This window comes from Oryzobacter telluris (assembly GCF_043099285.1).
Classification (GTDB): domain Bacteria; phylum Actinomycetota; class Actinomycetes; order Actinomycetales; family Dermatophilaceae; genus Oryzobacter; species Oryzobacter telluris.
Window position 1 is genome coordinate 836,926 of sequence record NZ_CP170723.1, and the last position, 14,971, is coordinate 851,896.

The 14,971-nt window shown below is 74.1% G+C and carries 14 protein-coding genes and 1 riboswitch; of the genes, 11 read left to right on the plus strand and 3 right to left on the minus strand.

The window, feature by feature from the left end:
• Position 1: 1 nt before the first annotated feature.
• The gene (locus ACFLFB_RS03775; protein ID WP_392544372.1) at positions 2–871 is read right to left on the minus strand and encodes an SDR family NAD(P)-dependent oxidoreductase; all 870 of its coding nucleotides are present in this window, start codon (positions 869–871) and stop codon (positions 2–4) included.
• Positions 868–1,614 (minus strand): hypothetical protein, encoded by a 747-nt coding sequence (locus tag ACFLFB_RS03780; RefSeq protein WP_392544373.1) that lies wholly within the window; start codon positions 1,612–1,614, stop codon positions 868–870. Before ACFLFB_RS03780 ends, ACFLFB_RS03775 begins: the two co-directional genes overlap by 4 nt.
• Positions 1,615–1,684: 70 nt before the next feature.
• On the opposite strand from ACFLFB_RS03780, the gene ACFLFB_RS03785 reads away from it, so the two are divergent.
• The 4 genes from ACFLFB_RS03785 to ACFLFB_RS03800 all read left to right on the plus strand — a co-directional run bounded on the left by ACFLFB_RS03785 (position 1,685) and on the right by ACFLFB_RS03800 (position 5,707).
• Positions 1,685–2,899 carry an MFS transporter gene (locus ACFLFB_RS03785; protein ID WP_392544374.1) on the plus strand — a complete coding sequence of 405 codons (1,215 nt, stop codon included), beginning with the start codon at positions 1,685–1,687 and terminating at the stop codon, positions 2,897–2,899.
• A 39-nt stretch (positions 2,900–2,938) separates the two neighbouring features.
• Positions 2,939–3,637, plus strand: coding sequence for a metal-dependent transcriptional regulator (locus ACFLFB_RS03790; RefSeq protein ID WP_392544375.1), 699 nt, complete (start codon positions 2,939–2,941; stop codon positions 3,635–3,637).
• A gap of 202 nt (positions 3,638–3,839) precedes the next feature.
• A complete protein-coding gene (locus ACFLFB_RS03795; RefSeq protein ID WP_392544376.1) occupies positions 3,840–4,610 on the plus strand; it encodes a hypothetical protein in 771 nt (256 codons plus the stop codon).
• 144 nt (positions 4,611–4,754) lie between these two features.
• Positions 4,755–4,950, plus strand: a riboswitch (cyclic di-AMP (ydaO/yuaA leader).
• 4 nt (positions 4,951–4,954) lie between these two features.
• Positions 4,955–5,707 (plus strand): C40 family peptidase, encoded by a 753-nt coding sequence (locus tag ACFLFB_RS03800; protein ID WP_392544377.1) that lies wholly within the window; start codon positions 4,955–4,957, stop codon positions 5,705–5,707.
• Between the two features lie 73 nt (positions 5,708–5,780).
• Here ACFLFB_RS03800 and ACFLFB_RS03805 read toward each other — a convergent pair whose 3' ends face one another.
• Positions 5,781–6,311: an O-acetyl-ADP-ribose deacetylase gene (locus tag ACFLFB_RS03805; protein ID WP_392544378.1), complete on the minus strand. Its 531-nt coding sequence runs from the start codon at positions 6,309–6,311 to the stop codon at positions 5,781–5,783.
• Positions 6,312–6,488: 177 nt separating this feature from the next.
• Between ACFLFB_RS03805 and ACFLFB_RS03810 the strand changes: the two genes are divergently transcribed.
• The 7 genes from ACFLFB_RS03810 (at position 6,489) to ACFLFB_RS03840 (ending at position 14,946) form a co-directional block, all read left to right on the plus strand.
• Positions 6,489–9,524, plus strand: coding sequence for an EAL domain-containing protein (locus ACFLFB_RS03810; RefSeq protein ID WP_392544379.1), 3,036 nt, complete (start codon positions 6,489–6,491; stop codon positions 9,522–9,524).
• A gap of 62 nt (positions 9,525–9,586) precedes the next feature.
• On the plus strand, positions 9,587–10,270 hold the full coding sequence (locus tag ACFLFB_RS03815) for a response regulator transcription factor (RefSeq protein ID WP_392544380.1): 684 nt from the start codon (positions 9,587–9,589) through the stop codon (positions 10,268–10,270).
• Positions 10,267–11,553, plus strand: a complete 1,287-nt coding sequence (locus ACFLFB_RS03820) for an ATP-binding protein (protein WP_392544381.1) — start codon at positions 10,267–10,269, stop codon at positions 11,551–11,553. Before ACFLFB_RS03815 ends, ACFLFB_RS03820 begins: the two co-directional genes overlap by 4 nt.
• 106 nt (positions 11,554–11,659) lie before the next feature.
• A complete protein-coding gene (locus ACFLFB_RS03825; RefSeq protein WP_392544382.1) occupies positions 11,660–12,394 on the plus strand; it encodes an ABC transporter ATP-binding protein in 735 nt (244 codons plus the stop codon).
• Positions 12,391–13,305 carry an ABC transporter permease gene (locus ACFLFB_RS03830; protein WP_392544383.1) on the plus strand — a complete coding sequence of 305 codons (915 nt, stop codon included), beginning with the start codon at positions 12,391–12,393 and terminating at the stop codon, positions 13,303–13,305. The genes ACFLFB_RS03825 and ACFLFB_RS03830 overlap by 4 nt, the downstream gene beginning before the upstream one ends.
• Positions 13,298–14,284: an ABC transporter permease gene (locus ACFLFB_RS03835; RefSeq protein ID WP_392544384.1), complete on the plus strand. Its 987-nt coding sequence runs from the start codon at positions 13,298–13,300 to the stop codon at positions 14,282–14,284. Before ACFLFB_RS03830 ends, ACFLFB_RS03835 begins: the two co-directional genes overlap by 8 nt.
• Positions 14,281–14,946, plus strand: coding sequence for a hypothetical protein (locus ACFLFB_RS03840; protein WP_392544385.1), 666 nt, complete (start codon positions 14,281–14,283; stop codon positions 14,944–14,946). The genes ACFLFB_RS03835 and ACFLFB_RS03840 overlap by 4 nt, the downstream gene beginning before the upstream one ends.
• The last annotated feature ends 25 nt before the right edge of the window (positions 14,947–14,971 follow it).

Below are 14,971 nucleotides of genomic sequence, written 5' to 3' on the forward strand. Positions count from 1 at the left end.
CTCAGACGCGGTGGACCTTGTGCGCCGCGGCCTGGGCCCGCGGCTTGACGACGAGGAGGTCGATGTTGACGTGGGCGGGGCGCGTCGCCATCCAGACGATGGCGTCGGCGACGTCGTCGGCGACGAGGGGGTCGGGCACCCCGGCGTAGACGCTGTCGGCGCGCTCCTGGTCGCCGCCGAAGCGGGTGAGGGAGAACTCCTCGGTGTGGACCATCCCGGGGGCGACGAGGGTGATGCGCACCGGCTGGTCGAACAGCTCGAGGCGCAGCGTCTCGGTCATCACGTGGACGCCGTGCTTGGCCGCGGTGTAGCCCCCGCCGCCCTCGTAGGCCGTGAAGCCGGCGACGGAACCGACGTTGACGACGACGCCCTCGCCGAAGGCCGCGACGAGCGCCGGGAGCAGCGCCTTGGTGACCCGCAGCGTGCCCAGGACGTTGCTGTCGTACATCGACTGCCAGAGGTCGACGTCGGCCTGCGCGACCGGCTCGAGGCCGAGGGCGCCTCCGGCGTTGTTGACGAGGACGTGGACCCGCTCGCCGGCCGCCTCGGCGAGGCGGGCGACGTCGGCGTCGGAGGTGACGTCGCAGGCGACGGCGACCCCGCCGATCTCCTCGGCGAGCGCCTCGACCCGGTCGGCCCGGCGGGCGGCGCACACGACTCGGAAGCCGCGGTCGGCCAGCAGGCGTGCGGTGGCCGCCCCGATGCCGCTGCTCGCCCCGGTGACGACGGCCGTGCGGCGCTCGTCGGGGACGGAGTCGAGCGTGACGACCGACTCGGCGAGGACGGCGGAGGCCGACCCCGTGGAGGTGAGGTCGTCGACGCCTCCGAACGCCGTGTCGGCGTCGCTGGGCTCGGTGGTGGGGTCGGTCATCTGCTCTCCCTCGGGCGGATCGTGGTGGGGTCGACGGCGACCCACGTCGCCTCGGCCCGGGCGAGGACCTCGCCGGAGGGCGACAGCAGGGCGCTGCCGCTGAGGTGGCGGCGCCCCTGCGACCCACGCTGCCACGCGAGGACGACGTGCGGGGTGCCCGTCTCGGGGAGGGCGTGGAGGCGGGCGGTCATCGTGCCCAGGACCATGGGACGCCCCGCGATGCCGGCCGACCAGCCGCCGGGGCAGTCGAGGGCGGCCCACACGAGCGGGACGTCGGCCTCCTCGTCGGGGGTCCAGGTGGTGGCGTAGCGGCCGGTGCCGTCGGCGAGCGGGCCGGGGCGCAGGCAGAGGCCGTCGCCGGGCTGGCGGGCGGTGCCGCAGGAGAAGCAGGTGGGGAAGGGGTGGTCGGCCAGCCCCTCGTAGCGGTCCTCGGCATCCCGGGCCTGCTCGACCGTGACGGTGCCGGGGACGGCGTCCTCGAGGTCGGGGGCGGCGGTGGCGGTGGCGACGACGTGCTCGCGGTCGAGGAGGCGGACGGTGACGCCCGGGCCGTGGTCGGGGTCGCGGACGATCTCGCTCGTCAGGGTGAGGGTGCGCTCGAGCGGTGGGGGAGAGGAGAGGCGCACCGACACGGCCGGGCGACCCGGGGTGGTGGGGACGGCCCGCGCGACGGCACCGCTCACCCAGCCGCCGTTGCCCGACTCCGGGGGGCCGCAGTAGCGGCTGGGGATGCTCAGCTCCATCGGGCCAACCTACCGGCGGAACGCGATATCTTGACGTCAAGATATCGACGGCGGGCGGGAGGGAGGGCGCGTGGCGGAGGAGTTCACCCTGCGGCGGATCGCGGTCCCCGCGTTCGGGCCGTCGGCGATCTGGTCGATCGGCGCCGGGGCCGTCCTGCCGGTGGTGGCCCTCAGCGCCCGCGACCTCGGCGCCCCCGTCGGCCTCGCGGCCCTCTTCGTCGGCCTGGCCACCCTGTCGGAGTTCGCCGCCGCCATCCCGGCCGGCGTGGTCGTCGAGCGGATCGGGGAGCGGCGCGCCCTGGTCCTCGCTGGCGTCGCCGATGCCGCGGCCTGCCTCCTCGCCCTCCTCGCACCCTCGCTCTGGGTGCTCGGGCTCGCGGTCGTCCTCACCGGACCCTCCGGCGCCGTCTTCCTCCTGGCGCGCCAGTCCTACCTCACCGGCGCGGCCCCGGTGCACCTGCGGGCGAGGGCCATGTCGACCCTCGGCGGCGTCACCCGCATCGGCCTCTTCCTCGGCCCGCTCGTCGGCGCGCCGGTCGTGGCGCACTGGGGACCGCGCAGCGCCTTCGCCATCGCCGTCGTCGCCGGGCTGCTCGCCGCCGCGCTGGCCGCGTGGTCGAGCGACCTCGGCCCCCGCGGCAGCGGACCGACCACCGCGCAGGACCGCGTGCCGGTGCGGGAGGTGGTCCGCCGCCACCGCCGGGTCCTGCTCACGGTGGGGCTGGGTGTCCTCGGGATCGGGCTGGCGAGGTCGGCCCGCGTCGTCGTCGTGCCTCTGTGGGCCGAGCACGTGGGGCTCACCGCCGCGCAGACGTCCCTGGTCTTCGCCGCCGCCGCGTTCGTCGAGGTCGTCCTCTTCTGGCCCGCCGGCACCGTCATGGACCGCCACGGCCGGGTCTGGGTCGCGGTGCCGGTGGCCGTGCTGGTGGGGCTCGGCCTCGTCGTCCTGCCGCTCACCACGACCCTCGTCGGCGTCGCCGTGGTCACCCTGCTCATGGGCGTGGGCAACGGGCTGGGCTCGGGCATCGTCATGACCCTCGGCGCCGATGCCGCGCCCCGGGCCGGGCGCGCGCCCTTCCTCGGGGTGTGGCGGCTGCTCAGTCTCGTGGGCCACAACGGGGCGTCGGTCGTCGTCGGGGCGGTGGCCGCCGTGGCCTCCATCGGCACGGCGAGCGTCGTCGTCGGCGTCCTCGCCCTGGCGGGTGGTGGCTGGCTCTGGCGGTGGCTCCCCGAGCACGACCCCCGCCGCCTCGCCGGGCCCCCGGGCACCGGCGCCGGGGAGTAGCGGGGCCCGGCGTCGGCGCGCCACCGTAGGCTTACCGCTGTGACCGACCTCATCGACACCACGGAGATGTACCTGCGCACCATCTTCGAGCTCGAGGAGGAGGGCATCACCCCCCTGCGCGCCCGCATCGCCGAGCGCCTGGGCCACTCCGGGCCCACGGTCTCCCAGACCGTCGGGCGGATGGAGCGCGACGGTCTGCTGCACGTCGCCGGCGACCGCCACCTCGAGCTCACCGACCACGGCCGCCTGCTCGCCACCCGCGTCATGCGCAAGCACCGCATCGCCGAGCGGCTCCTCGTCGACGTCATCGGCCTCGAGTGGGAGTTCGTCCACGACGAGGCCTGCCGTTGGGAGCACGTGATGTCCGAGCGGGTCGAGCGCAAGATCCTCGAGATCCTCCCCGACCACGCCCTCTCGCCCTACGGCAACCCGATCCCCGGGCTCGAGGAGCTGGGCGACCTCGGCGAGCGCATCGACTTCCGCCTCGGCCTCACCACCCTCGACGAGGTCGCCACCGACCAGCTCGCCACCGTCGTCGTCCGCCGCATCGGCGAGCCGGTGCAGGTCGACGGCGAGGCCCTGGGCCTGCTCACCGCCGCCGGCCTGATGCCCGGCCAGCCGGCCCGCGTGCGCCGCGACGGCACACGCGTGGTCGCCTTCCGCGACGGCGCCGAGGAGTCCACCGGCGTCTCGCTGCCCAGCGACATCGCCTCGCACGTCTTCGTCCAGGCGACCTGACGCCCCGGGCGTGACCTGAGAGAACCCACAGGCAGCCAGCCCGGACGACGAATCCGCAGGTCAGCGCCCTGCGGCCGCGAAACACCCCCCCGGCGGGGCCTTCGACACGCGTCTCACTGCCCGTTACCGGAATGTGACTCTCCGCGGGTCCGTGGCCTACGGTGGTCGGAGATCAGTACCCGCCCCGGAAGGCAACTCACCCGTGACACGTCATCGTGCCCCCGGTCGACGCCGCGCTCCAGGTGCAGTACGTCGTCTCCCTGACGGCTTCTCGCGCCTCAGCGCGTCGTGGGCCGTCAAGTCCGTCGCCAGCCTGTGCGTCGTCGGCGGAGCAGCCGCCGCGCTCGCCCTGCCCGTCGGTGCCGAGCCCGGCGCAGCAGCGCTGAGCCTGCCCGTCGCCACGACCTCCGCGGTCGAGGGACGTGCCGCCGGCCTCGCCGCCTCGCGCTCCGCCGCCCGCGCCGCGCAGGCCCCCCAGCCGGCCGTCTCGGCCCCCGCCGACGCCGCGCCCGCCGCCCCCGACCAGGTCGGGATCTTCGGCGTCAAGGCCGTCGCGAAGCCCAAGCCGAAGCCCAAGGCCACGGCGACCGAGTCCGCCTCGTCGGGTGGCGACACCTCCGCCCCCAAGGTCACCGGCATCTCGGCCAAGTGCAGCGGTCTGGGCCTCACCAACCGCGCGGCCATCCTGTGCACCGCGGTCCAGAAGAAGTTCGGCCTCGCGTCGATCGGTGGCTACCGGCCCAACGCCGGCGAGCACAGCACCGGCCAGGCCGTCGACTTCATGACGGGCGGCTCCAGCTCCACCGGTGACGCCGTCGCCGCGTTCGTCCTGGCCAACGCCAGCACCTACAACGTCAAGTACGTCATCTGGCAGCAGCGCTACCGCGAGCCCGGCGGCTCGTGGGAGATGATGGAGGACCGTGGCTCGCCCACCGCGAACCACATGGACCACGTCCACGTCACCGTCAACTGACGTCCGGCGCCTCGAGCGCTCATAGCCGAAGGGCCCCCACCGCGCGCGGTGAGGGGCCCTTCGTCGATTCACAGTTACCGATTTGTGACATTGGGGCGGGTGCGTGTTACGTTCGAAGAACCTCCCTCCCCCGAGGAAGGTCCTCGTGCCGGATCGCCGAATCCTGCCTCCGCGCAACGAGGTCGAACGCACCGCCTGGCAGGGGCGGGGGAACCACCGATTCACGGGGCACGGCAGCCAGCCGAGCTCCTCGGGGTGAAGCCGGACGCGGCAGGACCGCGCCGGCCGGGCAACCTCAGCCCGAACCCGACAGCTCACCCCGTAGGCGCTGAGAGGTCCACACCGTGTCCAACGACTCCCGCGTGGGGCGGCATCGTGCTGCCACGCGCTACAGCCCCGTCCTCGAGCTGACGACGATCGCCCGCTCCGCCGGCCAGACCGGCGTCAAGGCGTCCGCCTTCCTCGCCGCCTCCGGCGGCCTCGTTGCCACCTTCGCGCTCCCGGCCTCCGCGGCCGCCCACCAGCCGACGCAGACCGCGCACGTCGCCGCCCCGGCGCGCGCCGCCGTGGCGCTCACCCCGGCCGTCGTCGCCCCGGCCGCCGAGGCGCCCGTGGCCACCCCCGGCGTCGGTGTCTCCGGCGTCACGGCCGTCGCGAAGCCCAAGCCCAAGCCCCGCGCGGCCGTCCGCACGGCCATCGCCCAGCGGTCGGCCTCGGGCACCGCGAGCCGCAGCGCGTCGCGCGTGTTCTACACCGGTCCGCAGAGCTCGAGCGCGATCGTCAACATCGCCCGGCAGTACCTCGGGATCCCGTACAAGTACGGCGGCGACGACCCGTCGGGCTTCGACTGCTCGGGCTTCACCTCGTACGTGTTCCGCAAGGCCGGCATCTCCATCCCGCGCACCGCGTCGGCGCAGCAGGACGCCGCCCGCCCGGTGAGCGACCCCCAGCCCGGCGACCTCGTGTTCTTCGGCTCCCCGGCCTGGCACGTCGGCATCTACACCGGCCACGGGATGATGATCGACTCCCCGCGCGAGGGGAAGTCGACCTCCGAGCGCCCGATCTTCGACGGCGTCAGCGGGTACGGCCGCTTCTGAGCCACCCCCTCAGCGCACGACACGGCGCCCCGGACCCCAGCGGCCCGGGGCGCCGTCCGTCGTCTCCCGTCGCTCAGCGCCCGTGGTGGGCGAGCGCGGCGGTGAAGGCGTCGAGCAGGGGCGTCGAGAACAGGACGAACCGCACGAGGTCGATCCCCGGGGCGGCGTCGGTGTCGGCGAGGACCGTGGCCACCGCCACCTCGGCGACGTCCGCGGCCGCCCAGCCGTAGGCCCCGGCGCTGACCGCCGGGAACGCCACCGAGCGGGCCCCGACCTCCCGGGCCACGGCCAGGCTGCTCACGAAGCACGACGCCAGCAGGGCCGGGTCGGTCTGGCCGCGGTTGCGGTTCGGACCGACGGTGTGGATGACGAAGCGCGCTGCGAGCGCCCCGCCGCCGGTCGCGACCGCGTCGCCGACGGCGAGGCCGTCCCGGTGCGTCGTGCGGCGCAGCCGCCGGCACTGCTCGAGGAGCGCCGGCCCCGCGGCCGCGTGCAGGGCCCCGTCGACACCGCCGCCGCCGAGCAGCGTGGAGTTGGCGGCGTTGACCACGGCGTCGACGTCCTGCCTCGTGAGGTCGCCGCGGACCGCCTCGATGGTCGTCATCCCGGCAGCGTAGGAGCCGACGAGGGGTGGAGGGGGCCCAGCCGTTCGGCCACGTCGGCCCCGTTCACCCCACCTGCACCTGCGAGCATCGCCATACTGGTGCTGCAGGGGCGTCGGTGGTGTCCGCAGTCGGAGAGGCGCTCAAATCCCGTGGTCGGCAGAACAGCGGCATTCGCCGTGGCCTACGCGCTCGCGATATTCGTGGGGCGGCTCACCGTGCTGCCCGAGACCGGTCTGGCCCTGTTCTGGCCGGCCGCCGGTGTCGGGGTCGCGTGGGCGATGTTCGCGACCTCGAAGCGCGAGCTCGTGCCGATCGGGGTCCTCGTCTGGGTCATGTCCGCCACGGGCATGGCGCTCACCGGCACCCCCCTCGACGTCGCCCTCGTCATCGGCGTCGCCAACGTCGTCTCGGCGGTGGGCACCGCGCGCCTCTACACCTGGCTCACCGACCGCTACGGCACCGTGCCGGCCACGTGGACGAGCACGGCGTCCCCGCCACTGCGCCGCCTGGGCGACGTCGTGCGCTTCCTCGTCGCCGCCGGCGCGGCCGTCGCCGCGAGCTCGCTGGTCGGCATGCTCGCCCTCCTCCTCGGCGACATCCCCGTCAGTGGCCAGACGGGCCTGAGCTGGATCCTGCGCAACGGCGCAGCCGTGGTCGTCATCGCGGGCACCGCGCTGGCGATGCGCGGCGCCCGCGGCCTGGTGACCCGGCGGCACGTCGCCGAGGCGCTGCCCGTGCTCGTCACGGGGCTGTGCGTGCTCTGGCTCGTCTTCGGGCCCGGTCGCACGGTGTCGCTGTCGTTCCTGCCCCTGGCCGTCCTCGTCTGGGGCGGCCTGCGCCTGCCGGTGCCGCTCGCGGCCCTGCAGGGGGCGGTCACCGCCCTGGTCACGCTCGTCCTCGTCCTGGCCACCCCGGGCGGCCCCTTCGGCGACGTCGGCGACATCAGCGGCCAGGCCCTGACCCTGCAGGCCTTCATGATGCTCGCCACCGTGCTCACCCTCGTGCTCTCCACGGTGCAGTGGGAGCGCGACCGGCTCGTCGAGGACGTCGCCGCCGCCGGTCGCACCGCGCGCCGCCAGGCCGAGGACCTGCGCGTCATCACCGAGACCATCCCCGACGCGCTCATCGTCATGGACTCCGACGGTGCCGTGGTCCTGCACAACAACGCCGCACTCCGGTGGCTGGCCGTGACCCGCGACGACGAGACCGGCCGCCTCGACGCCTACGTCGCGCCGCCCCGCCGCCGCTCCGACGGCCACCTCCTGCCGGCCGAGGAGCGTCCCTCGCTGCTCGCGCTCGCCGGCGAGAACGTGCGCGGGCTCGTCGTGGAGGCCGACGACCTCGTCACGGGGCAGCCGCGCCTGGTGTCGGTGGATGCCGCGCCGCTCCTCGACAGCGTGACCGACGTCCCCGACCGCGCCCTGCTCGTCCTGCGCGACGTCACCGACGAGCACCGCCGCCTCGACGACGTCGAGGCCGCCCACGCCCGCTCCGAGCGGCTCATCGCCGACGCCCCGCACGGCGTGGCCGTGCTCGACATGGCCGGGATCGTCCTGCAGGCCAACGAGTCCCTCGCGGCCCTCGCCGGGCGCACGGTCGAGGAGGTCGTGGGCCACCCCCTCGACGAGCTCGCGCCCGACAACCGCGGCGAGATCGGCCTGCACCTGCGCCGCGTCAAGGCCCACCCGGGCTCGCGCGTCGTCGGCGAGTGGACCATCCCGGGCTCCGGCCACGAGGACGTCCACGTCGCGCTGACCAGCCGGGTCATCTCCTCGCAGGACGGCGGCGACGCCGTCATCCTGCTCAACGTCGTCGACCTGTCCGAGCGGCGCCGCTACGAGCAGAAGCTCGCGCACCTCGCCGACCACGACGTCCTCACCGGGCTGCCCAACCGGCGCCGGTTCGACGTCGCCCTCGAGGAGCACCTCGACCGGTGTGCCCGCAGCGGCCCCCGAGGCGCCCTGCTCCTCATGGACCTCGACCACTTCAAGGAGGTCAACGACACCCGCGGGCACGACGCCGGTGACGAGCTCATCGTCTCGGTCGCGGCCGTCCTGCGCGGGTCGCTGCGCGAGTCCGACCTCGTGGCCCGTCTCGGCGGCGACGAGTTCGCGATCCTCCTGCCCGACGCCGACCGCTCGGGCGCCGCCCAGGTGGCCGACTCCATCGTCGAGCGGGTGCGCGACAACAGCCGCACGATGGAGGGCGTCAACCGCCGCGTCACCGCCAGTGTCGGGGTGGTCACCTTCGCGGCCGCCCAGGAGCGCAACATCGACGTCCTCGCGCTCGCCGACATGCTCATGTACGACGCCAAGGACGCCGGCCGCGACCGCTGGGCGGTGCTCGACGAGAGCATGGCCATCCAGCCCCGCTCCGGCGCCCGGATGGAGTGGAAGACCCGCATCGAGGCCGCCCTGGAGAACGACGCCTTCGAGCTGTTCCTCCAGCCGCTGCTCCACCTCGACACCGGCAAGGTCACCGGCTGCGAGGCGCTCATCCGCCTCGTCGACCGCGACGAGCCCGTCTCGCCCGGCGCCTTCATCGGCGTCGCGGAGCGCAACGGCCTCGCCCCGCAGATCGACGCCTGGGTGGTCCGCAACGCCGTCGACATGCTCGCCCGGCTGCTCAAGGTCGACCCCGACATGCGTCTGGGCATCAACCTGTCGGCGCACTCCATCGGCAACCCCTCGATCTCGCTCACCCTCGAGCGCCTGCTGCGCGAGCGCGGCGTCGACGCGAGCCGCCTCGTCGTCGAGGTCACCGAGACCGCCGCCGTGTCGGACGTGCGCGCGGCCCGCCGCTTCGCCGAGCCGCTGCGGGCGCTCGGGGTCGAGTTCGCCCTGGACGACTTCGGGGCCGGGTACGGCTCCTTCTACCAGCTCAAGCACCTGTCGTTCGACTCGATCAAGATCGACGGCGAGTTCGTCAAGGGCGCCCACGAGTCGGCGGTCGACCGCGCCATCCTGCGCTCGGTCATCGGCATCGCCCGCTCCCTCGGCAAGCGCACCGTGGCCGAGTTCGTCTCGGACGAGGGCGCGCTCAGCGTCGTGCGCGAGCTGGGCGTCGACTTCGCGCAGGGCTACCTCATCGGCGAGCCGCTGCCGTTCGAGAAGTTCGTCGCCACCCACCTCATGGGCGAGACCGCCGTGTGGCTCGGCCTCCCGGCGGTCGAGGACGACGGCCGCCCCCACCCCGCGCTGACGCTGGGCTGAGGACGCCCGCGGTCGCGGCCGTGACCTTGGACGACGCCGGAGCCGCGGCTCTACAGTGAGCCGTGGCCAGCTCGGGACACATCCTCGTCGTCGAGGACGACGAGCGCATCGGTTCGACCCTCCTGCGAGCCCTGACGGGCAGCGGGTACGACGCCCGGTGGGAACGCACGGGCCGTGACGGGGTCGCCGCGGCCACCCAGCGGCGTCCCGACCTCGTCCTGCTCGACCTCGGCCTCCCCGACGCCGACGGGCTCGACGTCTGCCGTCGCCTGCACCACGACGACCCCACGCTCGACATCGTCATGATGACGGCCCGCGACCTCGAGCTCGACGTCGTCGTCGGCCTCGACGCCGGGGCCGTCGACTACGTGACCAAGCCGTTCAAGCTCGCCGAGCTGCTCGCCCGCATCCGGGCCCAGCTGCGCCGGGCCGAGGTCCACGAGCCCGCCACGGCCGTGCTCGGCGACCTCACGGTGGACGCGGCGGCGCGGCGGGCCTGGCTCGGGGACGACGAGCTCGAGCTGCGGGCCAAGGAGTTCGACCTCCTCGCGCGGCTCGTCGCCGACGCGGGCCGCGTCGTCTCGCGCGAGACGCTGATGGACGACGTGTGGGACGAGAACTGGGTGGGCTCGACCAAGACCCTCGACTTCCACATCGCGGCCCTGCGGCGCAAGGTCGACGGCGCCGGCGGGGCCAGCCGCATCACCACGCTGCGCGGGGTGGGCTACCGGCTCGAGACGCCGTGAGGCGGCGGGTCCTCACGGCCATCCTGTCGGTGACGGCCGTGGCGATCGTGCTCTTCGCGGTCCCCCTCGCGGTCGTCGTGCGCCAGCTGGTCGACGAGGACGCGGCCCTGCGGGTGGAGCGCGAGGCGGTCCTGGCCGCCCGGGAGGTCCCCGCCGACTTCGCGACGAGCGACGACCCGGTCGAGCTGCCGGAGAGCGCAGACGCCATCACGCTCGGGCTCTACTCGCCCGACGGTCGGCTCGTCGCCGGGGCGGGACCGGAGCCGGTGGAGGAGGCCGTGCTCGGCGCACTCGGCAACCGCGTCGTCGAGGCGCGCCTCGACGACGCGCGCCTCGTGGCCGTCCCGGTCGCCTCCGACGAGCAGGTCATCGGCGTGATCCGCGCCGCGCAGCCGACCTCGGAGAGCGACGCGCGCTCGCGGACGATCCTCGGCGTGCTCGCGGCCAGCGCGGTCGGGGTGCTCGCCGTCGGGGCGGTCATCGGCTCACTGCTCGCGGGCCGGCTCGCCACCCCGGTGCGCCGGCTGCGCGACGCGGCCGTCGACCTCGGGCAGGGGAGGTTCGGGGTGGAGGTGCCGCCGAGCCGGATCCCCGAGCTCGACGAGGCGGCCGCCGCGATGACGGTCACCGGCCGCCGCCTCGAGGACCTCCTGGCGCGGGAGCGGTCGTTCAGCGACGACGCGTCGCACCAGCTGCGCACCCCGGTGGCCGGGCTGCGCGCCGCCCTCGAGACCGAGCTCGCCTTCCCCCGCGAGGACCGCACGGTGGTGCTGCGCGAGGCCCTCGAGGACGTCGACCGCCTCGAGCTGACCATCACCGAGCTGCTGAGCATCGCGCGCGTCCCACAGGCGGGTGACGCCACGGTCGACCTCGCCGACCTCGTCGCCGACGTCGCCCCGGCCTGGCGCCGACGGCTGGAGGGGGAGGGACGGCACCTCGCGCTCGCCCTGCCCGACGGGCTGCCGGCCGTGCACGGCGACCCGGCCATGGTCCGCCACGTCCTCGACGTCCTGCTCGACAACGCCCTGCGCCACGGGGCGGGTGAGGTGCGGGTGTCGGCCACCATCGACGCCGACGAGGTGACCGTGAGCGTGGGGGACGGGGGACCCGGCTTCACCGACCGCGACGGGGAGCCGACCGCCACGCCCGGCACCGACGGCCGTCCGCACGGCCTCGGGCTGCCCCTGGCCCGCCGCTACGCGGAGGCGATGGGCGGGCGGCTCGTCCTCCCCGCGGAGCCGCCCGCGCACGTCGACGTCGTCCTGCGCCGCGTCGACGCCTGACCTCCCGGCGCAATGCTGGTCGGCCGCTGGCCGTGCGCTGGCCTCCTCCTGGCCGACCCCTCCCTAGCGTCGTTCACGAGGATGACGGGGAGACGAGGAGGACGCCATGGCCGCACCGGCGATCGAGCTCCGCGCACTGGGCCACCGCTACGACGGGCAGCCGGTGCTGCGCGACATCGACCTCACCATCGAGGCCGGGGAGGTCTTCGGGTTCCTCGGCCACAACGGGGCCGGGAAGACGACCACCGTCAACATCCTCACCACGCTCATCCGCCCGACGTCCGGGTCGGCGCAGGTCTGCGGCCACGACGTCGTCACCGCCCGCCACGAGGTCACGGCCTGCATCGGCTACCTCCCGGCGGAGGTCCGGATGTACGGGCACCTCACCGCCTCGGAGAACCTCGAGTTCCTCGCCACGCTGTCCGGCGTCGCCAACCCCCGCCGGGCAGCGCGGGACACCCTGGGCTACCTCGACTGCGCCGACCTCGCCGACCGCCGGGTGGGCACCTTCTCCACCGGCATGCGTCAGAGGGTCGGGATCGCCCAGGCGATCGTCCACCGGCCGCGCGTGCTCTTCCTCGACGAGCCCACAGCGGGTCTGGACCCGTTCGGGGTACGGCAGCTGCGCGAGACGGTGCTGCGGCTCAACGCCGACCTCGGGATGACGGTCTTCATGAACACCCACCTGCTCAGCGAGGTCGCCAAGGTGTGCACGACGATCGGGGTCCTCAACCAGGGCGAGCTCGTCTACAAGGACTCCATCGAGGAGACGACCCGCCGCTTCCCCGACGAGGCGTCCCTCGAGGACATCTACGTGCGGATGGGGGGTGCGCCCGCGTGATCATCGCCGTCACCACCCACCGGCTGCGGGTGCTGCAGCGGCAGCGTGTCGTGGCGGCCGTCGGGGCCACCCTGCTCGTGGCCACGGCGCTCGCCGGGGTGCTCGGGTGGTCGAGCCACCAGACCATCGTGCGCGTGTACGACGAGGCGGCCCGGCTGCTGCAGTCCACCGGTCGGCCGGCCCCGCCGAACCCGTTCCTCCTCAAGCCGACCCTGTCGGCCCTGTCGAACATGGTCGTCTACGTCCCGCTGGTCGGGGCGCTCCTCGCCCTCGTGCTGGGCCACGTGAGCCTCGCCGACGACGAGAGCAGCGGACTGGGGCGGCTGCTCTTCTCGCGCGCGGTCAGCCGCACCCAGTTCGCCCTCGGCACGGTGCTCAGCGTCGCGCTGGTCCTCCTCGCGGTGCTCGCGGCGAGCCTGGCCGTCAGCCTCGTGTCGCTGCTGCTCGTCAACGGCGCGTTGTCCGCCGATGACCTCGGGCGCCTCGTCGTGTTCTTTGGGCTCGCGTGGCTCTACCTGCTGGTGTTCGGCCTCGTCGGGATGGTGACCGTCCTCCTCACGCGCAGCCGGGCCCTGGCCCTGCTCCTGGCGATCGGCGTCTGGCTCGTCGTCACCTTCGCGGTGCCGCAGCTGACGTCCGGGCTGCGTCCCGTGCAGTCCCTCAACCCGGTCACCGAGCCGGTCGGCACCTCCCAGCTGTTCTTCGAGGTCACGGCACGCGCGCGGCCGCTGTCCGTCGTCGAGCAGTTCAAGACGGCGTCGGCCGTGGTGCTCGATACCGCCCCGACCGAGCCCGTGGGCACGACCCTGGTGCGGGTGCTGCCCATCGCCGCCCTGGCCGGCCTCCTGCTGCTCGCCGTCCTGCGGCTCGTCGGGTCGCACGACTGGTCGAGGAGCGCCTCCGATGAGTGAGGCGAGCCGCCGCGTGCTGGCCGTCGCCCGCCACGAGTACCGGGCGGCGGTCCGGAGCCGCATCCTGCTCGTCCTCGTCGTCCTGCTCGTCACCGTCACGGCCGTCTCCGTGCACAACGCGACGGAGGGGTACGCCGCGCAGGTCGCCGAGTACGAGGCCTACCGCGCGGCCGCACAGGCGGCCGGGCTCGACCGGATCGCGCCCTCGCCGCTCGCGCCGATGTCCCTGCTGCAGGGCGCCTTCGAGTACCTCGAGATCATCGGCGCTGTCATCGCCATCGCGATGGGCTACCTCACCGTCTCGCGCGAGCGCACCAACCGCACGCTGCCGCTCCTGCGCTCGCGCCCGCTGACCTCCCGCGAGCTCGCCACCGGTGGGTTCCTCGGCGCGATGGCCCTGTTCGCCACCCTCACCCTCGCCACCGCGGTCGTCGGCGTCGTCGGTGTGGGCATCGGGGGACAGGACTGGATCTCGCCCGCCGAGGCCGGCCAGCTGGCGCTCGCGTACCTGGCGACCCCGCTCTACCTCGGGGCGTTCTACTGCCTCGGCGCCGTCGCGGCGGCGCGGTCGCGCAACGCGGCCAACGGGCTCACCGCGGCGCTGGGCATCTGGCTGGCGGTCGTCCTCGTGCTGCCGCAGATCGGCGACACCATGGACGCCGACAACCAGCTGCCGGGAGGGCTGTTCCAAGCCCTCACCCTCGACCACGACGGCGAGGTGGCGGTGCTCGCGCACTTCACCGGGTACGAGAAGGTCCGCACCGGGGTCGAGGAGCTCTCCCTGTCCAAGCACTACGAGCGCTTCGCCTTCGCCATGGCCGACGTCAAGGAGCGCTACCGCCCCTACGACCTCGGGTGGCTGCTCCACGAGAAGCGCCACGACATCTGGTGGCTCCTCGGCTACCCGGTCGTCATGTTCCTTCTCCTGCGCCGCGCGTTCAGGACCCAGCCGCTCATCCCCTCGGGAGGTACCCCATGACCCCGTTGCCCAGCCCCGTCCCCGGGAGGACGCGCCACGCGGCGCTCGCGGTGGGCCTGGCCACCGGCCTCGTGCTCGCCTCCGGCTGCACCAGCGAGCCGGCGGCCGACGCGGGGACGCCGACCGCGTCCTCCACCCCGGTCGAGACGGCCAGCACCGGTGGCCCGGAGGTGACCGGCTCGCCCGAGCCCTCGCCCACGAAGGCGCCCCCCAGCATCTCGCCGGTGCTCCCGGTGAAGCAGAACCCGATCGCCAACACGTCCACCGTGAAGGCGCTCGCCATCGAGAAGGTGCTCGTCGAGGACAACAAGGCCCGGTCCGGGAAGGACGCCCCCGACCACCTCGAGATCACCCTGCGCAACACCGGGTCCGCAGCCCTGACCGCCTTCGAGGTCTTCTACACCTTCCGCGACCCGAAGACGAAGGAGGCCGAGAGCTACTACGTGGCCCTGCCCGCGTCGTTCACGATCCCCGCCGGAGGGCGACGGCTCGCCCACTTCGACACCGAGAAGGGCACCGACCACTTCCCCGTGAACAAGTTCTCGCTGTACTACACCGACCGGAACGCCCTCGACGTCGCGGTGGAGGTGGCGGCGGTCGACGCGGCCACCGCGAAGGCCACCACGAAGAAGGACGCCGGCGGCGCGGAGGAGGCCGACTGAGGCCGGCTCCTCCCGCGACACGCCC

Bases quoted from the DNA above. Each gene is read 5' to 3' on its own strand.
- ACFLFB_RS03805 (WP_392544378.1), bottom strand. From the start codon at position 6,311: ATGACGACCATCGAGGCGGTCCGCGGCGACCTCACGAGGCAGGACGTC.
- ACFLFB_RS03840 (WP_392544385.1), top strand. From the start codon at position 14,281: ATGACCCCGTTGCCCAGCCCCGTCCCCGGGAGGACGCGCCACGCGGCG.
- ACFLFB_RS03775 (WP_392544372.1), bottom strand. From the start codon at position 871: ATGACCGACCCCACCACCGAGCCCAGCGACGCCGACACGGCGTTCGGA.
- ACFLFB_RS03835 (WP_392544384.1), top strand. From the start codon at position 13,298: ATGAGTGAGGCGAGCCGCCGCGTGCTGGCCGTCGCCCGCCACGAGTAC.
- ACFLFB_RS03780 (WP_392544373.1), bottom strand. From the start codon at position 1,614: ATGGAGCTGAGCATCCCCAGCCGCTACTGCGGCCCCCCGGAGTCGGGC.
- ACFLFB_RS03825 (WP_392544382.1), top strand. From the start codon at position 11,660: ATGGCCGCACCGGCGATCGAGCTCCGCGCACTGGGCCACCGCTACGAC.